The organism is Nostoc sp. NMS2 (assembly GCF_017115105.1).
Classification (GTDB): domain Bacteria; phylum Cyanobacteriota; class Cyanobacteriia; order Cyanobacteriales; family Nostocaceae; genus Nostoc.
Map to the genome: position 1 here is coordinate 25,206 of NZ_JABXKH010000043.1, position 17,425 is coordinate 42,630.

General features: G+C 41.4%; 19 protein-coding genes and 1 pseudogene. 9 read left to right on the forward strand and 11 right to left on the reverse strand.

The annotated features are described in order from the left end of the window. The first annotated feature begins 312 nt into the window (after nucleotides 1-312). The 3 genes from HWQ36_RS06640 to cobT all read left to right on the forward strand — a co-directional run bounded on the left by HWQ36_RS06640 (nucleotide 313) and on the right by cobT (nucleotide 3,093). Complete coding sequence (locus HWQ36_RS06640) at nucleotides 313-1,014, forward strand: Crp/Fnr family transcriptional regulator (protein WP_292699438.1); 702 nt, start codon at nucleotides 313-315, stop codon at nucleotides 1,012-1,014. Between the two features lie 6 nt (nucleotides 1,015-1,020). After that, on the forward strand, nucleotides 1,021-1,761 hold the full coding sequence (locus tag HWQ36_RS06645) for a DUF2232 domain-containing protein (protein ID WP_292699441.1): 741 nt from the start codon (nucleotides 1,021-1,023) through the stop codon (nucleotides 1,759-1,761). A 108-nt stretch (nucleotides 1,762-1,869) separates the two neighbouring features. Beyond that, nucleotides 1,870-3,093, forward strand: a complete 1,224-nt coding sequence (gene cobT / locus HWQ36_RS06650; RefSeq protein ID WP_292699445.1) for a nicotinate mononucleotide-dependent phosphoribosyltransferase CobT — start codon at nucleotides 1,870-1,872, stop codon at nucleotides 3,091-3,093. Here the strand turns inward: cobT and HWQ36_RS06655 are convergent. Further along, nucleotides 3,090-3,212, reverse strand: coding sequence for a hypothetical protein (locus tag HWQ36_RS06655; RefSeq protein WP_292699448.1), 123 nt, complete (start codon nucleotides 3,210-3,212; stop codon nucleotides 3,090-3,092). The two genes, cobT and HWQ36_RS06655, sit on opposite strands and share 4 nt — an antisense overlap. Nucleotides 3,213-3,533: 321 nt before the next feature. After that, entirely contained in the window at nucleotides 3,534-3,902 is a 369-nt protein-coding gene (locus HWQ36_RS06660) for a hypothetical protein (RefSeq protein ID WP_292699450.1), read from the reverse strand. A 342-nt stretch (nucleotides 3,903-4,244) separates the two neighbouring features. Between HWQ36_RS06660 and HWQ36_RS06665 the strand changes: the two genes are divergently transcribed. Beyond that, a complete protein-coding gene (locus tag HWQ36_RS06665) occupies nucleotides 4,245-5,402 on the forward strand; it encodes an extracellular solute-binding protein (RefSeq protein WP_292699453.1) in 1,158 nt (385 codons plus the stop codon). A 134-nt stretch (nucleotides 5,403-5,536) separates the two neighbouring features. Here the strand turns inward: HWQ36_RS06665 and HWQ36_RS06670 are convergent, their stop codons facing one another. Both HWQ36_RS06670 and HWQ36_RS06675 read right to left on the reverse strand, forming a co-directional pair. Then, nucleotides 5,537-6,064, reverse strand: coding sequence for a hypothetical protein (locus HWQ36_RS06670; RefSeq protein WP_292699456.1), 528 nt, complete (start codon nucleotides 6,062-6,064; stop codon nucleotides 5,537-5,539). Between the two features lie 147 nt (nucleotides 6,065-6,211). Then, a pseudogene (locus HWQ36_RS06675) lies at nucleotides 6,212-6,448 on the reverse strand (DUF3656 domain-containing protein); the annotation flags it as partial. Nucleotides 6,449-6,765: 317 nt separating this feature from the next. On the opposite strand from HWQ36_RS06675, the gene HWQ36_RS06680 reads away from it, so the two are divergent. Then, nucleotides 6,766-7,161, forward strand: a complete 396-nt coding sequence (locus tag HWQ36_RS06680) for a hypothetical protein (protein WP_292699460.1) — start codon at nucleotides 6,766-6,768, stop codon at nucleotides 7,159-7,161. Nucleotide 7,162: 1 nt separating this feature from the next. Continuing rightward, the gene (locus HWQ36_RS06685; protein ID WP_292699462.1) at nucleotides 7,163-8,173 is read left to right on the forward strand and encodes a caspase family protein; all 1,011 of its coding nucleotides are present in this window, start codon (nucleotides 7,163-7,165) and stop codon (nucleotides 8,171-8,173) included. A gap of 228 nt (nucleotides 8,174-8,401) precedes the next feature. Here HWQ36_RS06685 and HWQ36_RS06690 read toward each other — a convergent pair whose 3' ends face one another. Continuing rightward, nucleotides 8,402-8,944, reverse strand: coding sequence for a transposase (locus tag HWQ36_RS06690; RefSeq protein ID WP_292699463.1), 543 nt, complete (start codon nucleotides 8,942-8,944; stop codon nucleotides 8,402-8,404). Nucleotides 8,945-9,286: 342 nt separating this feature from the next. Further along, on the reverse strand, nucleotides 9,287-9,655 hold the full coding sequence (locus HWQ36_RS06695) for a hypothetical protein (protein WP_292699465.1): 369 nt from the start codon (nucleotides 9,653-9,655) through the stop codon (nucleotides 9,287-9,289). Nucleotides 9,656-9,831: 176 nt separating this feature from the next. On the opposite strand from HWQ36_RS06695, the gene HWQ36_RS06700 reads away from it, so the two are divergent. The 3 genes from HWQ36_RS06700 to HWQ36_RS06710 all read left to right on the forward strand — a co-directional run bounded on the left by HWQ36_RS06700 (nucleotide 9,832) and on the right by HWQ36_RS06710 (nucleotide 13,611). After that, the gene (locus HWQ36_RS06700; RefSeq protein WP_292699467.1) at nucleotides 9,832-10,044 is read left to right on the forward strand and encodes a hypothetical protein; all 213 of its coding nucleotides are present in this window, start codon (nucleotides 9,832-9,834) and stop codon (nucleotides 10,042-10,044) included. A gap of 500 nt (nucleotides 10,045-10,544) precedes the next feature. After that, nucleotides 10,545-11,837 (forward strand): ATP-binding protein, encoded by a 1,293-nt coding sequence (locus HWQ36_RS06705; RefSeq protein ID WP_292699469.1) that lies wholly within the window; start codon nucleotides 10,545-10,547, stop codon nucleotides 11,835-11,837. Beyond that, nucleotides 11,827-13,611, forward strand: coding sequence for a tetratricopeptide repeat protein (locus tag HWQ36_RS06710; RefSeq protein ID WP_292699472.1), 1,785 nt, complete (start codon nucleotides 11,827-11,829; stop codon nucleotides 13,609-13,611). Before HWQ36_RS06705 ends, HWQ36_RS06710 begins: the two co-directional genes overlap by 11 nt. Nucleotides 13,612-13,857: 246 nt before the next feature. Here HWQ36_RS06710 and HWQ36_RS06715 read toward each other — a convergent pair whose 3' ends face one another. From HWQ36_RS06715 to HWQ36_RS06735, 5 genes are all read right to left on the reverse strand, one after another. Beyond that, a complete protein-coding gene (locus tag HWQ36_RS06715; protein WP_292699548.1) occupies nucleotides 13,858-13,962 on the reverse strand; it encodes a helix-turn-helix domain-containing protein in 105 nt (34 codons plus the stop codon). A gap of 10 nt (nucleotides 13,963-13,972) precedes the next feature. Then, nucleotides 13,973-14,281, reverse strand: coding sequence for a hypothetical protein (locus HWQ36_RS06720; RefSeq protein ID WP_292699475.1), 309 nt, complete (start codon nucleotides 14,279-14,281; stop codon nucleotides 13,973-13,975). After that, nucleotides 14,278-14,829, reverse strand: coding sequence for a DUF6036 family nucleotidyltransferase (locus HWQ36_RS06725; protein ID WP_292699478.1), 552 nt, complete (start codon nucleotides 14,827-14,829; stop codon nucleotides 14,278-14,280). The genes HWQ36_RS06720 and HWQ36_RS06725 overlap by 4 nt, the downstream gene beginning before the upstream one ends. A 152-nt stretch (nucleotides 14,830-14,981) precedes the next feature. Next, nucleotides 14,982-16,310: a hypothetical protein gene (locus HWQ36_RS06730; protein ID WP_292699480.1), complete on the reverse strand. Its 1,329-nt coding sequence runs from the start codon at nucleotides 16,308-16,310 to the stop codon at nucleotides 14,982-14,984. A 102-nt stretch (nucleotides 16,311-16,412) separates the two neighbouring features. Beyond that, on the reverse strand, nucleotides 16,413-17,159 hold the full coding sequence (locus tag HWQ36_RS06735; protein WP_292699483.1) for an AraC family transcriptional regulator: 747 nt from the start codon (nucleotides 17,157-17,159) through the stop codon (nucleotides 16,413-16,415). Between the last annotated feature and the right edge of the window lie 266 nt (nucleotides 17,160-17,425).

Here is a 17,425-nt window from a genome sequence, read left to right on the forward strand (position 1 = left end):
TCCCGCCCTTGCAGGGAATGCAAGACAATAGGACTACGATGTTCTCTTAGCTATTCGTGATTAATTGGGAAGCCCTGACCATATCGCCTAGCGGTTGGTGTGGCACTTCATCTAATCAAGTTTGCAGTGCAGCTAGCCCTTGAGCAATACAACCGCTATAGGTAAAAATTATTTAGAAAAAAGTTTTTGTCGCATTCTTATGTAGCATAGTTTAGTTTTCTCTTTTAAAGGGAGCTGTGCTTTGATGACTAAGGCTAGAAATGGCGCTCTTGTTTGTTGTGTGTACATAGCAGCTTCAATAAAAATGTCGTAATGGAAGACCGATATAGCTTGCAAGCACAGGCTAATTCCTGGATGATCGCCTCCGCTCCCTTTTTTCAAGGGTTGCCAGAACCTGCTGTGGAATCAGCCCTCATCCATCTTGTTACCCGCACTCACCCAGCCAATCAGGTAATTCTGCTAGAAAATGACTGGGGTGGTTCTGTGTATTTTATTATGGACGGATGGGTCAAAATCCGCACCTACAATCTGGAAGGGAAAGAGGTAACGCTGAATATTCTTGGTAAAGGAGAATTGTTTGGTGAAATGGCGGCGCTAGATGAAGTTCCTCGCTCCACAGATGTGATTACCTTGGCCCCAACGGTAATTGGCAGTATGCCTGCTCAGGATTTTGTCAAGTTACTTCAGATAGAACCCTTGGCTGGAGTTCGATTGGCGCAATTAATGGCACGGCGTTTGCGGCAAGTAAATCGCCGATTGCGGTTGCGGGAATCTGATAGCCAGTCAAGAGTGGCAGATACGTTGCTATTTTTGGCAGAAGGACAGGGAAAAAAAGGGCAAACAGGAACCGAAATCCCCAATTTACCTCATCGAGAATTGAGTAGTTTGAGCGGACTGGCACGGGAAACTGTGACACGAGTATTGACAAGGCTAGAAAAAAAAGGCTTGATTAAACGGGATCAAGACACTATTTGTATTCCCGATTTGTCAGCCTTGGAAAGAATGATCGTTTAAGAACTTATGAGTATTTCAGATTCTCTGCCAGATGAACCGGAGGAAGAACCATCACCTGAATCTTCAACTCCCCACAATCATTGGTTAGACAAAGAACAGCAGTTAATGCCTCCTCAACTTAAGGCTGATGCGCCCTTAAGGATGGTAGAAACGGCATTTTTAGCCAGTACTGCTAGCTTAATTTGGTTTATTAATTTCTACTTTCCTTTGGGCCCAGTTTTGCGGATATTTTTTCCGGTTCCCATCGCTCTAGTTTATCTCCGTTGGGGCAAGCGTGCGGCATGGATGGCAGCACTCACCTCTGGGTTACTGCTGACGGTACTGATGGGGCCAGCCCGGAGTTTGCTGTTTGTCATGCCCTACGGGTTTATGGGCGTGCTGTTGGGAGCGACATGGTATCGTCGTCGTGTTCCCTGGATTGTTTCTATCACCTTGGGTACGCTGTTAGGTACTTTGGGGGTCTTTTTTAGACTGTGGTTGCTGTCTGTTTTGTCAGGTGAAGACCTATGGATTTATGTGATTACTCAAGTGACTGAGTTTATTGAGTGGGTATTTTTGAAGCTGAGTTTGTTGGCGAGTCCCAGCGTATTTTTGATTCAAGTAGGAGCGATCGCTCTAATTGTACTCAACAACTTTATCTACCTTTTTGTGGTACACCTCGCAGCATGGTTTCTTTTTGACCGCCTGGGCAATCCCATTCCCCGTCCACCACGCTGGGTACAAGTTCTCATGGATTATGAAGGATAGTCATTTGTCATTTGTCATTTGTCATTTGTCATTGGTTAAATGATGAGCCCTAACTAATCACCAATACCCAATTCCCAATACTTCGGCTTCGCTCAGTACAAGTGCCCCATGCCCAATTCCCAAATTCGTATTTATACCCAAAAAGAACAAGGTGAAGAATGGCTACGACGGTATCGTGGTTGTCTGCCCGTATTTGTATGTGTTTTAGGATTTACTGAAACTGGTTTAATTCCAGGGATTTCAGCAGCCGGTCGGACTCCAGAGGATCGGAAATATACCGCTTGTGCTGATGCCGAGTTTTTGTACTACGGTCCAGAACATAAAGCTCAATATCCCCTACCACCATTGGCGGCTGGGGCTTCGCCTGTACTAATTTCTCGCGCCGTATTTGAGTCGCTAAAGATACCAGTTCATTTGTTTAATGCTGGTTTACCCCAGTCTCCTGCTGTGCCAGTAATTGATTTGGGTGGCGCTCCTGCTAAGTGTTTAAGTGGAGGTGCTGCTATGGAAATTACAACGGTACACCACTTGTTTGAACAAGGGCTACTTTGGGGAGAGCGCCTTGCTACCAATATGCAACAGAGTTATGTGATTCTCGGTGAGTGCGTCGTCGGAGGTACTACAACTGCCCTGGCAATCTTAACTGGTTTGGGTATAGATGCTGCTGGAAAAGTTAACAGTAGCCACCCTATTTGTAACCACGGGCAAAAGTGGGCACTAGTGCAAGCAGGGCTAGAGAAGATAATGAGGGGCAGGGAGCAGGATGAGATAAATTTCCAATCTCGAATCCAAAATCCAAAACTTGTACTGAGCGAAGTCGAAGTATCTCAAATCCAAAATTCCGTAGATCCCTTACAACTTGTCGCCGCCGTGGGCGATCCCATGCAGGTGGTGGTAGCTGGAATGGCGATCGCTGCTAGCCGTAATTGTGGTGTAATGATGGCTGGAGGGACGCAAATGTTGGCGGTTTATGCTCTGATGAGTGCGATCGCTCAAGCTTACGCCTTATCATGGCAACCAGAAGCAGTAGTTGTAGGCACAACCCGTTGGGTGGCTGAAGATCCTACTGGCGCTACAGTTGACTTAGCCCTGAACTTAGGAAAAAACAACTTAACTCCGAGTGGAGAAACCCCTCCTCTATTAGCAACTCATCTGAACTTTGCTGATTCTCGTTATCCCCAACTGAGAGCTTATGAGCAGGGCTTTGTCAAAGAAGGTATGGGTGCTGGAGCCGCTTGCATAGCCGCCCATCTTAGCCAAGATTGGCAGCAACACCAACTTTTGGCAGCCATTGAAGCCCAACTTGAACGGCTAAGTACTGCATTTCATTAATTCCAGTACTTACAGTTATAAGCAGGTGCGATCGCTCCCCGCAACCATTCGGAGGTTTTTACCGGAGGCCCTTCTGGTAAACGGAGGCTGGGAACGGCAGCATTCTGAAGAACTCTCAAAATTACCAAAAGGCACATCTAATACTGCAACGCAGATTAATAAGAAAATCTTGGTTTTTGAAGCATACAATACCCTAATTACACCAGTATTAGGGTTGTTTTTTTTGTTTCATAGTGAGCAATGCACTAAAAGCTTACAAATAGATATATCACACTATTACGTAAATATATGTAATAGTGTGTTTAAGTTTTTTATCAACTTGATAGCTGAATTAGTTGCTTATACTTAATATGGTTACAAAGCCATTACTTGACTTTGAACCTAAAGGCTTGCCTTCTCTACCTCCAGCAATTTTTTAATTCGTTGAACTCAGGTTAAATTTAATGAATTCTTTCTCTAAGTAATTGTTCTTCCAAGGCAGCAATGCGATTGTATGCTGCCGTTAATTGCGCTGTCAGTCGTTGTATTTGAATTTCTGGTGTTATGTTATCTCCACTTTGACGATGCATATCTAGATAAATAGCATCTGTTAATACATCCTTATGTTCCATTTCTGGATTTAAAGTGATACGTCTGAGTTGATAGCCTCCAGCCGAGCCATTTTCCTGATAATTGTCCTTTGCTTGTGTATTTGCTGTAGAACACTCTGAGAAAGCTTGAGTGACTTTAGCATCAAGTTGCTCAATCACTTGGCAGAGGGCATCAAGTTTTTCGCTTAAAGTTAGGATCTGCTGCTGTAATAGCTCCATTTAATACCTTTATCCGTACGTTTTCTATATGTTATTCAATTTACTCCCAACCTTAACAATACTTATGAATTATTTAAGTATTGATAATTTTTGGTACAAATATGACATTTAAGTCATTATTTTTAAATATAAGTAAAGTTTGACTACAACTACCACTAAGGAAATTTATGGAGAAAAAGTAATCTCTAAGTACTAATTTGCCGAACAATTCCCTGATTTGAGTCAAATATTCAAAATTATCGGTATTAGCAAGAGAAAACTCCAATAATTTTTCAACTAGTCAGGCTCTGGTGAATCTCTGCTTAATATTAGGTATAATCAAAAATCTTAAATCCAAAATCAATGGATCGACGGTCTTTTTTGCTAGGTACAAGCACACTGGCACTTTCACAACTGCTTTTTGGCTGTGGTGGAAACAACCAGACGCAACTAAAAGTACAGTTATTAAAAGGTTCTATACCTGGTCAGGTGGTGAATCAGTTCCACAAAGGTTTGCAGCAACAGGTACAGTTAAAGTTCGCCCCAGTCGAGCAGATAGAGGATTTATTTCAGCAATTACAAAATTGGCAGCAAAAACCAAAAACCACCAATGAGCAAGGATGGAGTCGTTTTATACCCTTTAGGCAAGGTCAAAAAACGGCTGATGCAGACCTCGTGACATTGGGAGATTACTGGCTAAAAGCAGCTATTGAGCAGAAACTGATTCAACCACTCCAAGAGTTACAGGGAAACCAATTCAAGCAGTGGTCTGCTTTAGATGAAAAGTGGAAAAAATTAGTAACACGCGACGACCAAGGTAACTTGGATACTCAAGGGAAGGTGTGGGGTGCGCCTTATCGGTGGGGTAGTACGGTGATTGTTTATAACCGTGACAAGTTGCGAGAATTGGGTTGGACACCCAAAGATTGGAGTGATTTGTGGCGAGATGGAATGCAGCAACGCATTTCCCTACTTAATCAACCACGAGAAGTTATTGGTCTGGTCTTAAAAAAGCTAGGAAAATCTTACAATACAGAGAATCTTGACCAAGTAGCAGACTTAGAAAAGGAATTACAGACATTAAACCAACAAGTGAAGTTCTACAGTTCCACTAACTACTTAGAACCTCTAATTATGGGAGACACCTGGCTAGCGGTTGGTTGGTCAAGCGATGTACTGCAAGTTCTGGGACGTTATCCGCAACTTGGCGCAGTTATCCCCCAGTCAGGAACAGCAATGTGGGCGGACTTGTGGGTACGTCCCGCAGGTATTACTAAGGGTACTTTATCAGATAAATGGATTGATTTTTGTTGGCAACCAAGTACAGCTAAACAAATTTCGGTGCTGACTAAAAGTAATTCGCCACTTTCTACAAATATTGCCACTTTTGACATCCAAGAAGCATTAAGGAGTTTGTTACAGAGCGATCGCAACGTTTTCGATAAAAGTGAATTTTTGCTTCCCTTAGCGCCATCTGCAATAAAACAATACGAGTCTTTGTTCGCCAAAATGAAGGTTTAATTGGGGATTGGGAATTGGGAATTGGGCATGGAGAAGAAGCAGGGGAGCAGAGGGCAAGGGAGAGAATACAAAATTTACATCTTTCTCTGCACCCTTCCCCTCTGCCTCTTCCTCATCTCCCCACTCCCTTTTTTCTACCAAGAACGCTGTAACCCTATCTTGTTCTTAACATTTGTTTGGATACTGCATAAAGCTGGACTTGTACTAAAGTTGCAAGTGTAGGTTGCTAAGGGTTCTTTTTGATAATTAAATACCCGGACATTGTAACCAAAGTTCCGTGCAGCACTACCCAAGCGATTTACGAAGTCGTAGCGCTCTATATACTCTAGTAAGCTCCAAATTTGCTGATTCACTATCAAGTCTACTCGTGCAGGTTCCTTGCCATAAGCTGGATATGCTATCCAATTATCCAATAGCTTTTTCTCAGAGTTTTGTTGTGCCCACCATAAACTCGGAACGGTTAATTGTTCTGGGTTTATGGTGTTAGCTGTGATTACATAGTCTTTTGGCTTGGTCAATAAGTCTAGTTCTAAAGGCGCACTCGAAGGTGACGGTATGGGGCTGGTTTGCGCTAGCGAGGGCGGGACTAGTAAAGTGGTAAGGGCAATGGTTAGTAGTAATGAAAATGATGTTTGGCGATCGCACAATTTGGGTATATGCATAACTGATATTAATTCGTAATGGGCTTCGCCCCGCTACGCTCTAAGCGGATCTATGCCGCAGGCTTTACGTAATCCGTAATGACGCTGGCGGACTCGCTACCGCTACGCTAACAGGGGGATGTGGTTCGACTTCGCTCACCAACCGGGGGATGAGGAGGGGAGTAGGTCTTGGAAAGAGACATTAGAACGTAATTCCCCGCGTTTGGGTTGACTTCGCAATTCTTCCAACTGCACCACAATTTCCCGCCGCATCCGGTTCAACTCACTTACAGGCAGCATAAGGGAAGTGCTGAGGTGATTGGTTAGCGTTCCCAAACAGAAAGATGTGTTGCCGAGACGACCAAATTGTTCTTGTAAACGGTCTGTATCTAGGGGTTTGGTGTTACCCATTTTACCCAGTTATCAGGTGCAAGGCTGATTAAGCGTTTGGTGCTGACATCGGCGGGTTTGCTCATGGGGTTGTAAACGCACTGAAAGTTATCAAATAATTGTACTTAATACTGGATTACAGATATTCAGATTTTTGATTGGACTACTTAGAGAAAGCGTAGGCAAAGCCCGTCGTAGACATCGCATCCAATCTGAGATAATTTGAGTGCGGTGTCTAAGATGTTCTGTGAGATTTCTTTGTAGTCGGAATCGCTATCTCTACCGTTGTATCTGTATTTGTGGGAAGATTTAAGGTAAATATTTAATGTAATATGTCAGAAACACCCCAAGACGATCACATTTGGATTGTGACGGATGAAATGCCGCAAATATCGATTCCTGACGGTGCTAAAAGCGGGAGTACTAATACACGCGGTTGGGGAGAGGAAACTATCAGGGAAAGTATTGGTAGCAAAGGGGTAGGAGATGCCGTTAAGGTTAGCGCTCAAACATTAGAGCAAAATATGACTCACTTTCTCAAACTCGTGGGAAGTTTGTTTAGTCAAGCTGAACAGCAAGCAAAAGTCAACTCCAAGATGCAGCTAGATGAAATTGAACTGTCGGTAGAAATTAGTGCAGATGGGGAAGTTAAATTAATTGGCAGTGGTGTAAAAGCTGGGAGTAAAGGAGCGATTAAGCTGAAGTTCAAGCGCCAAGAACCAGAGTGAAATGGCAAAAAATTGGGCGATCGCGATCGGAATTAACCAGTATGATTATCTGCAACCGCTAAACTATGCCAAGCGGGATGCACTGTTAATGCAAGAGTTTCTGAGCCATGAAGCCGGATTTGAGCGGATATTCTTCTTCTCGGATGACTCCCCTGAACTTGCTGGAAAATCGACTCGCCCAACTCGCACTAACTTGCTGCGAGTCTTGCGACAGTTATTTGACAATCCTTTTATGGGAGCAGGGGATAATTTCTGGTTTTTCTTCAGTGGTCATGGGATAAGATACGCTGACCGTGATTATCTCATGCCCTGTGATGGCGATCCAGAGGATATTGAAAACACGGCAATTGCGATTAACTTTATCACTGAACGTCTGCGTCGCTGCGGTGCTGATAACGTTGTCTTGATTCTGGATGCTTGTCGCAATGAAGGTAAAAAAATAGGTGAAGGAATTGGGCGACAGACCGCAGAAGAAGCACGGCAACAAGGAGTTATCAGCTTTTTTTCTTGTATTCCCCAAGAGTTTTCTTATGAAATTGAAGCTTTACAACAAGGTGCTTTTACCACTGCGTTACTAGAAGGGTTAGGAATTCAAGGTCGATGCGCTACTGTTGAACGCTTGGAGCAATATCTCAGATTTCGTGTGCCTGAACTGGTTCGCCAGCATAAGAATACAAGGCAAACGCCTTATGTGATTGCTGAACCTGTGAATAAATCCCACTTAATACTTGTGCCACGATATGCAACTTTAGCGGATATCGCTACGTTGAAAAATGATGCTTATCGCGCTCAGAGTAAGAGAGACTTTGATTTAGCAAAACAACTCTGGATTAGGGTACTAGCTGCTGCATCAGGTCAAGATATGGAAGCTATAGAAGCCTTGGAAGAAATTGCTCGGTTGCGAAATAGTTCTGCAATTCCTGATTTACCTCAGCAAACAATTCCACAAGCATCTAAGTCAGTCACAAATACACCTATAAGTAAACCTCCTCAAATTCCAACTCCCAAGTAGGTTGGGTTGAGGAACAAAACCCAACATTACCCATCTACCTAACGCTGATGTTGGGTTTCACTTCGTTTAACCCAACCTACAATTTAGGTGATACCTACTCTTTAGCGATATCAGTAATTCGTAGTAATTCGTAGGTTGGGTTGAAGAACGAAACCCAACATTACCCATCTACCTAACGCTGATGTTGGGTTTCACTTCGTTTAACCCAACCTACAATTTAGGTGATACCTACTCTTTAGCGATATCAGAGTCAAATACAATTGCTTGCCCAGCCCCCCACGTAATATCATACATACCCTGACGAACAGAACGGTGAAAACTGGAATATTCCCAATCTTTTGGAGCTTTCACTAAACCATGTTTGACAGGATTGTAGTGAATATATTCAAGGTGATTTTTAAAATCTACCTCGTCTCTAATCAAGTGTTCCCAAAAACGACGCTGCCAAATACCTCGCTCTTTTTTATTTTGCCTAGAGGTAGATAAGTTTTCCTGTGATAAAGTAATGCACTGGCGACTAAAATAACTTTTGATCAAACGCCAACGAGTAGAAAAATTGCGATCGCCCTGTAGTAATGTCCAAATACAGTGCAGATGATCTGGTAATAAAACAAAGGCATCAATTATGAATGGGTGTTGTTGCATTACATACCAAAAAATATTTCTTAATAAAGATACGTTAGTAGGTAAGCATAATAGTCTTTGTCTTTTATATGTTACGAGTGTAAAAAAGTAAGTGCCACCTTCGATTGTGGCTCGGCGATATTGCATTGTGTTAATTTTATGATGGTTGAATTTCGCTTTTTATACCAAAGTATTGGTATAAAGGATACCGTCAATTTATTTCTGTTGAGATGTAAGTTCAGAAATGAGTGAAGCGCAATCTAATAAACTAAAGTAGATGTTGAGTTTCGTTCCTTAACCCAACCTACGATTAAGTCTAATTTGAGGTTTGACAATACCTTTAGCCCATTTGTGATCGCACTCAGCATTCGATTTTGGGATGTCAAAAGTCTCTAGAGACGCTTCAGAAGTTAAGCGGTAGAATATAGGGTGGTGGTGGTGCGTTGTCATAAAGGTCAACGCACCCAATGAAACGGCGAGTCCAAACAATCACTTCACAGATGTCACTGTTTGGTTTACCACTGGACGTGCTTTTTTACGGTCTGACCTGCGTGTTCCACCAGCCATTTCATATTCATCACTATTTTTGCCATAGCGAGATGCAACATTCAACAGCATTTGCTCAGAATAAGTATTCAACTCACGTTCTGCTTCTATTAATGCATTGTGTGTCTTATCTACTATTGTTTGTGCTTGATTATAAGCGGCTAACTTTTCTCGTAATTCAATTACTTTAGTGTTGTAAGTAGCAATTGAAAACCCATTACTAAAGTCTAACTGAGGGTTAATTGTCTGCATTCCTTCAATCCGTCGTTCAGCTTTGGTTAGTGACATGGAGTTTCGTTTCCGTTGCGTCATATAGTTTTCCTGTTTGGATTAATTTATAAATAACCCTGACTTATACACTGAGTTATTTATATATCATCAGAATACGCAATAGGCAGATGCAGCAGCCACAGTGAAGTTACAGAATTATAAAAGCATTGGATGGCATTAGCCAACTAGATAGATGCGGGTATATTTGCTGAAATTTGTTGAGAAAAGCAGTTTTTGAAGTCACAAAAGCTAGTTTTAAAGTCACAAAAGCAGGTTTTGAAGTCACAAAAGCTAGTTTTAAAGTCACAAAAGCTAGTTTTAAAGTCGCAAAAGCTAGTTTTAAAGTCACAAAAGCTAGTTTTAAAGTCGCAAAAGCTGGTTTTAAAGTCGCAAAAGCTGGTTTTGAAGTCGGGGAGCTTTATCTCATGTAGAGACGCGATTTATCGCGTCTAAAAAATTGACACGTTAGAGAGACGCGATAAATCGCCGTCTCTACAAAGTATGTATTTGTCAATTATTCTTTGACAGGCTACTAACCAATAGTAACAACAGCTACCATCGCATCGGCTAGAGAGGGATGAGACGAAGCACACTAAAAATTTATTTTTCTAACTGAAAATTTTATTTTATTTATGTGTTAAGTAGCTTTCAGGATACTATCTGTATAATCTATCATTCAGTTTAAATTATCGAATGTATAATCTATCATTCAGTCTTATTGATTATTGACCTCTGTTACTCATTGATAGGTTGAAATTTGGGAATTAGGGCATCTCTTTTTAAGACATAACATACCACTCACCTAGTAGTTATTTATTAATGGAATTTGACAAGTTATGTAGGCATACTCTATCCTAGACATTACCTAAACTTGTGCTTCAAAAATCATGAGCCATTATATGAATAGTTAGCACGTTTACGGCACTATCCGATGTCTCAAGACTTATTAAACTCCTTTCAAGAAGCATACAGCAATCTCGAACTATTTCCGTTGATGGAACGGAACGAAATGGAAAGATTTAGAGTCGAATATGGTGATGATTTGATTGCAGACCTGAACCAATTAGTGGAAGATAGTCCTAATGGAGATGGCAAAATTGTCTTTACAGGACATCGGGGATGTGGTAAGTCTACTTTGTTAGCTGAATTTAGCCGACAAATTCAAGATAAATATTTTGTAGTTCTGTTTTCTATTGCTGACAAAATTGAAATGTCGGCTGTTAATCATATTAATATACTGTTTGCGATCGCAGTTAATTTAATGACAGAGGCAGAAGCACGCAGAGTTGATATTCCGCAATCTACTAAGGAAGCTCTTTATAAGTGGTTCGCTACCCGCACTCGCACTGAAGAATTAAATTTGCAAGCAGAAGCTAGTATAGGTTTTGACCTCTTAAAGTTGATTAGCTCTAAATTAAAAGCTGATGCTAGCGTTCGGGATGAAATTAAGCAAGAATTTGAACGCAAGTTGTCAGATTTAGTTGCCAGAATTAATGAAATAGCTGCTCTAATTCAAGCTGCAACTAAACAAAACGTTTTAGTAATTATTGATGATTTAGATAAACTTGACTTAGGCAGAGTTAACGAAATTTATCGAGATAACATTAAGGCTCTTTGTCAACCTAACTTCCAAATTATTTACACTATCCCCATCGCAGTCCTTCGGGAAACATTTATCAGCACCATAATTGCCACTGAAACCAACGATCAGGTTGTGGCAATGCCTGTCTTAAAAATCTTTGATAAAGGTAAAAATCGCTTTTTTAATGCCCAACCTCGCCTGGAAGCAACAAAGATTCTTGGTGAAGTTTTACAAAAGCGGATTCCCAATGAATTAATCGCGGCAGAAACTGCTGAAAAAATCGTGATTTACAGTGGTGGCGTATTGCGAGAGTTAATTCGGATCTCTAAGGAATGTTGCCGTATATGTTTGCGAACGATCCGGCGAAATCCCTCAGCCGAAGTTATCATTGATGATAAAATTCTTCTTCAAGCAATTAATAAAATCCGCAATGATTTTTCTATCCGTTTAGGAAAGGTTGATATAGATATTTTACAGAGTGTTTATGAACAATTTATGCCCAATGATCCCAAACAAGCGGAGTTTTTAGATTTGCTACATGGGCTATATGTTCTAGAGTATCGCACTGATGAAACTTGGTATGATGTTCATCCAATTATTATCGAAAGCTTGAAAAGACAGGGAGCTATTAATGTTAAATGAAGAATTATTAGATGATGAAGGAGAAAATCAAGATGCGTATGATGATTTAATTGTTTCCATTGAAGCTCAAAAACGAGGATTAAATTTACTAATTGCAGTTTGCGATGATGCTAGCTTTCGTGATGAGATTATTGCTCAATATGAAGCCGAACTACAATCAGCTTTCTGTCCATATCGAGTAACTTTAGCACGTCAGGAACCGAGCCTGAAAGCTGCTCTTAACCAACTGGTACAACAAGAAGAATATCTTCGTCAGCAAAACCTGGCGGTGATTACTGTTACGGGTGCTGAACAACTTTATTTTATTAGATTGGGAAAAGAGCAATCAGAACAGGAGAAATTTTTTGGTTACTTACAGTGGACAAGGGAAGGATTGCGCGAATTTCCTTTTGCGATCGTGCTTTGGGTAACTAACCAAATTTTAGTTAACCTGATTAAAAAAGCGCCTGATTTTTGGAGTTGGCGTAATGGTGTATTTCGGTTTGAATCTCAAAAGACAAATTCTATTCCTGGTAAAGAATTAGAACCTATACGCTTTGTTTTTCGAGATACAGAATTAGCCAGCACAGATACTAATGAAAATAACCCCTTTTTCTTGCCTATTCAAGATTTACAAAAACTAATCGAGAAAATAGAACAGGAACGGGGAACTAAAGACCCCACATTGGCTACTTTATACTCAAGATTGGGCGATATTTACCGCAGCAGATTAGATCGAGGTGAATCTCAAAATTATCAAGAAGAACAGGAATTAGCAATTAAATATTGGCGACAGGCGAGTGAGCTACAAAATGAATTAGGTTTGCAGATAGATTTAGCTAATAGTCTCAACAATTTAGCCGGAATATATCGTGCAATAGGACACTACAATGAAGCTGAACCCTTATATAAACAAGCTTTAGAACTGAGGAAACGCCTGCTAGGAGACAATCATCCTTCTTTTGCTACTAGCCTGAATAATTTGGCTGGACTTTACAAATCTACCGGACAATATAGTAAAGCGGAACTTCTATATCAACAAGCTTTGGAACTGAGGAAACGTCTGTGGGGAGAAAACCATGCGGATGTTGCCGTCAGTCTGAACAATTTGGCATTATTATATGATGAACAAGGACGTTATGACGAAGCAGAACCTCTGTATCTGCAATCATTAGAACTTGAAAAACGTTTGGTTGGCGAAAATCATCTTTCTTTCGCTTTTATACTGAATAATTTAGCGCTACTTTATTATCATCAAGGACGTTACAGTGAAGCTGAACCGTTATCGCAACAAGCAATAGAATTAGATAAGCGATTTTTGGGAGAAGAGAATCCCGACGTTGCAACAGATTTGCACAATTTAGGATTGATATACCGCGCTCAAGGACGCTACGATCAAGCGGAATCTTTGTTTTTAGAATCCTTGGAACTAAAGCAGCGTCTATTGCAAAAGGCGCATCCACTTTTAGCAGATACTATCTATGCTCTTGGTTATATGTACAGGGAGCAAGGACGCTACAATGAAGCAGAATCTTTATGTATAAAAGCCTTAGAACTTGATAAGCACCTATTGGGAGAAAATCATCCCAATGTTGCTGAAAGTCTGAATAATTTGGCAGAAATTTATCGTGAAACTGGACGTTACGATGAAGCAGAACCGCTTTATTTGCAAGCTTTAGATATTTGTGAGCAAGTCTGGGGTGTAAATCATCACCGTAGTGTCTCTATTCGTCAAAATCTAGAAAAACTTGCCGCAGCAATGCAGAATAATGGAGAGTGCGATCGCACTGCATAGAGTAAGAATATAATTTTTGCTGTCTTAAAAGTCAAGCGATCGCCTTTAATTTCACTTTTCTACTTTTTCTAAAATCCCCTGTGCATCAGAATAAGTAGCTTTGTAGGCAAGTTTGCCGTCTGAGAGCAGATGAAAACGCTCTCCTGCTCCAGGTGTGCAAATTTTTAAATTGCTTCTATTGGCATTACTTTAAGGAATTTCTGAAATTAAATCGCACATTTTCTGGCGATTTTGAGCAAAATCTTGCTATTTCTTACAAAATTTTTTGGGATTCATCCCTGTATGTTTGCGAAAACATTTGGCAAAATGACTTTGATTTGCAAAGCCACACTCCAGCGCGATCGCTGTAATATTATCTTTGTTAACTCAGAGAGCGATCGTAGTTTAATTTTTTATGACTAAGTTCAAGTGCATTACAAAAGCTATTGAGGCTACTCAGCAAAGCATTATAATAAGGGTAGGCATCTTCCCGTTCTAAAAGAAGACGAGCATACAAGGTTAGTTCTGGCTCTGGGGCTAGATGCCCTTTTGGTATATCTAAGCCTGCTTCGGTTAAGCGGGTTGCTGCGATCGCAACTAACAACGATCCAACTGTATCTGTCTTACCATTGCGAAGATCGTCTATTCCAGGTAAGATTATTTCTGATCCTGGCAACTGATTGAGATTCATGACTGACCCTCAAAAGGTTTACTTTCAACACCCTCGATGAAGTTCCCGATCCTACTTCTAAGCACATCGGAATCGAGGGAAGGGAATCGGATTAATTCGGATGCAATGGCTTCAAAGCAATCACGTAACTCTATACAAGAAAATAATCTCTTTTCATACATGGCTTGAACATCATTAATGTCACGGTCGAATCCTCTGGATATTTTAGAAAGAGCTTGGGCTGTGAAGTCATAATGATAAAACGAGATTTTACCTTGTTTGCCAATGAATACGCTTCTATCACGCCACCCTGGAAGAGCAGGTAAGAAATCCTGTGGGGAAGCCAATTCAATATTGATATCCAATTCCTGTTTGAGTTTGGCAATTGCTTGAAAAATACCTGGGGGTTCGGGGTCTAGACGAATATCAACATCAACCGTGGAACTACGCCATCCAATCAGTAGGGCACTAGCACCACCTGTAAAGTAAATGCACCCTGAACCCTGAGCTTCTCTACCCAAGGCTTGCATAAGTCGTTCTATTTTCTGAGGGTCAACGTTTGGGCGCATATTTTTGCCCTGATTACCTCGTTTCTGAGGTTGCCCCTAAATTATATAGGACTCATAGAGGAATTTGAGCTTGGTTTAGGTATCCCCCTGGACGAAACATTTGAGCAGGTGCGGATAGAATATAACAATTGCTTCTAACTACTTTGACTCCCTTAGACGACGATGGTTTGACCACTGGACAAACTGGTGAAGTTATAAGTTGTGCAGCCAGCTATGAGTTTCTCAAACCCAGAAGTGGTCATGATGATATTACTACTATCCGTGAAAGTCACCGTTGTTCCCGATAGTCCAACTGTATAACTTCCTGACGTTAATTCCAGGGTGTCTTTACCGTCTCCTCCATCAAAATTACCACTACCAAAGCCCTTGAGATAGTCATTGCCAGCCCTTAGAAACACACTGCCATTACCAGCAAAACCGCCATTAGCGATCGCTTCGTCATTACCAGATCCCATATCAATGGTGCCAGAATTTTTGATGCCGATGGAACCCATCCCTGTGAGCCTGTCATTGCCACCTCCCATCGCGATGGTGCTGCCAGATTCGTTGAAGATGCCAATGCTACCACTTCCTTCTGCTGTCCCAGTGATAGAGTTTTTATTGCCATCTCCCATAGTGATGGTGCAGCCAGATTCGTTGAAGATGCCAATGCTACGAATTCCTTCTGCTGTTCCAGTGATAGAGTTTTTATTGCCATCTCCTATGGTGATACTCGCGGGGCTGACAGGAGCACCCAAAAGCGCGAAATTTTGGTTGTAAATGCCATAAGCTCCATCACTGATACCTTTTCCACTAATAGAGTTATTATTGCCATTGCCTATAGTGATGCTGCCACGGTTGTAGATGCCGTTATAATAACCACCTATCCCAGTGATAGAGTTATTATTGCCATTTTCCACGGCGATGGTTCCACCTTGCCTGTTGAAGATACCTCCAGCTAGAAAACCAATATCGCCATTCCCAGGGTCAGGGATAGCAACAGTTGCTTTCCCTATCCCAGTAATAGAGTTATGATTGCCATCTCCCATAGTGATAGTGCCACTACGGTTGTAGATTCCAAATATGCCGAAGGGGACTGGTAATCCGATTGCATCACCTGTTGCTGTTCCGGTAATAGAATTCTTATTACCAGACATGGTGATGCTGCTGCCTTGTTCGTTGTATATTCCATATACAAATTCGGATGTTAATTTGTCCCCATCATCAGTTGCTGTCCCAATGATAGAGTCTGTGCCATCTCCCATAATTAGTTCGCCAAAGTTTTCGATGCCAAAATATAAAGGAGCGATCGCAGTTAACCCTGCTTTGCTAGTATCAACCCCTCCAGCCCCAGTAATAGAGTCTTTACCAGAAAGAGTATTAGCTTTGGTTCCTTTGTTTACAACAATGCCACCGATTTTATCTGTGACCTTGTTAGATCCATCAGTCCAGAAGCCACTGCTAGTCCCAGTCCAACCCATATCGGTAAGAGTAGTCGTCATGAGAAAAACCTCTTTTAAGTAAAATAAACTATTGGCATTACTTTAAGGAATTTCTGAAAATAAATCGCACATTTTCTGGCGATTTTGAGCAAAATCTTGCTATTACTGGCAAAATTTTTTGGGATTCATCCCCGTATGTTTGCGAAAACATTTGGCAAAATGACTCTGATTTGCAAAGCCACATTCCAATGCGATCACTGTAATGGTTAGTTCGGATCGCTTTAGCAAATGTTTTGCCCATTCTACTCGTTGTTGAATTAAGTATTGATGGGGCGATATTCCAGTCGATCGCTTGAATAGGTGGCAAAAGTAATACCGACTCATACCAAGTTCATTAGCGATCGCACTTAAGGATAAATCCTCGCTCAAATGCGCCTGGATATACTCAACAGCTTGTCTTAACTTTTGTTTAGACAACCCATCCTCATATTCTCGAAAACTATGGTTGCGGGTGGAGTAATGGCGCAGCAGATGCGCCGACAGTGCCGTCGCCATTGAATCGGCATAGAAACTACTGCCAACTCCATCCACTTCTAAACTTGACTTGAGGGCTAGACCAATCTGTGCGATCAATGGATCGACTTTTTTCCGTCTCAGCAAAAGTTCGACGCGATCGGGGTTCACCGACTCATGAGCAATCTGAACCAGAAATGTCGGCTCTAAATAGCAGTGAATCCACTCTATTGTTTGAACAGTCGAAATAGAACGGATTCCATAAGATAAATCAGCAGGAACGACATCAATACAGCCACTTGCATAGTCTTTTTCTCGATACGAGACTGTCTGCAAATGACCCTCTGCGACAAATTCCAAATCAAATGCTTGATGCCCCAGTGGAATAATGACCATGTGCTGAGGGTTGGATACTTCAGGCAAATCTATCGATGGCTGGCGGTAATGGGCAAGCTAAATGCTACTCCAACCCGATTGAAGACTGGTTGAGAGGGGCGGATTTGGCAGAAACTTCGGCCAATCAACATAGTCAATCACCAAAGGTTGTTTTGCAGACATCATTATTACACCTCACGATAACTCAAAGTTGAGATTTAGCGATCGCGTCCTCCCATCAAAGCAATGGCGATTAAACACAAGTGGCTTCAATACCAAAAGAATCA

What these genes read in the sequence shown, in the direction of transcription:
- HWQ36_RS06670 (WP_292699456.1), bottom strand. Translation starts at nt 6,064, where the DNA reads ATGCATATACCCAAATTGTGCGATCGCCAAACATCATTTTCATTACTA.
- HWQ36_RS06725 (WP_292699478.1), bottom strand. Translation starts at nt 14,829, where the DNA reads ATGCGCCCAAACGTTGACCCTCAGAAAATAGAACGACTTATGCAAGCC.
- cobT (WP_292699445.1), top strand. Translation starts at nt 1,870, where the DNA reads ATGCCCAATTCCCAAATTCGTATTTATACCCAAAAAGAACAAGGTGAA.
- HWQ36_RS06735 (WP_292699483.1), bottom strand. Translation starts at nt 17,159, where the DNA reads ATGGTCATTATTCCACTGGGGCATCAAGCATTTGATTTGGAATTTGTC.
- HWQ36_RS06660 (WP_292699450.1), bottom strand. Translation starts at nt 3,902, where the DNA reads ATGGAGCTATTACAGCAGCAGATCCTAACTTTAAGCGAAAAACTTGAT.
- HWQ36_RS06685 (WP_292699462.1), top strand. Translation starts at nt 7,163, where the DNA reads ATGGCAAAAAATTGGGCGATCGCGATCGGAATTAACCAGTATGATTAT.
- HWQ36_RS06695 (WP_292699465.1), bottom strand. Translation starts at nt 9,655, where the DNA reads ATGACGCAACGGAAACGAAACTCCATGTCACTAACCAAAGCTGAACGA.
- HWQ36_RS06665 (WP_292699453.1), top strand. Translation starts at nt 4,245, where the DNA reads ATGGATCGACGGTCTTTTTTGCTAGGTACAAGCACACTGGCACTTTCA.
- HWQ36_RS06705 (WP_292699469.1), top strand. Translation starts at nt 10,545, where the DNA reads ATGTCTCAAGACTTATTAAACTCCTTTCAAGAAGCATACAGCAATCTC.
- HWQ36_RS06680 (WP_292699460.1), top strand. Translation starts at nt 6,766, where the DNA reads ATGTCAGAAACACCCCAAGACGATCACATTTGGATTGTGACGGATGAA.
- HWQ36_RS06690 (WP_292699463.1), bottom strand. Translation starts at nt 8,944, where the DNA reads ATGCAATATCGCCGAGCCACAATCGAAGGTGGCACTTACTTTTTTACA.
- HWQ36_RS06710 (WP_292699472.1), top strand. Translation starts at nt 11,827, where the DNA reads ATGTTAAATGAAGAATTATTAGATGATGAAGGAGAAAATCAAGATGCG.
- HWQ36_RS06645 (WP_292699441.1), top strand. Translation starts at nt 1,021, where the DNA reads ATGAGTATTTCAGATTCTCTGCCAGATGAACCGGAGGAAGAACCATCA.
- HWQ36_RS06720 (WP_292699475.1), bottom strand. Translation starts at nt 14,281, where the DNA reads ATGAATCTCAATCAGTTGCCAGGATCAGAAATAATCTTACCTGGAATA.
- HWQ36_RS06640 (WP_292699438.1), top strand. Translation starts at nt 313, where the DNA reads ATGGAAGACCGATATAGCTTGCAAGCACAGGCTAATTCCTGGATGATC.
- HWQ36_RS06730 (WP_292699480.1), bottom strand. Translation starts at nt 16,310, where the DNA reads ATGACGACTACTCTTACCGATATGGGTTGGACTGGGACTAGCAGTGGC.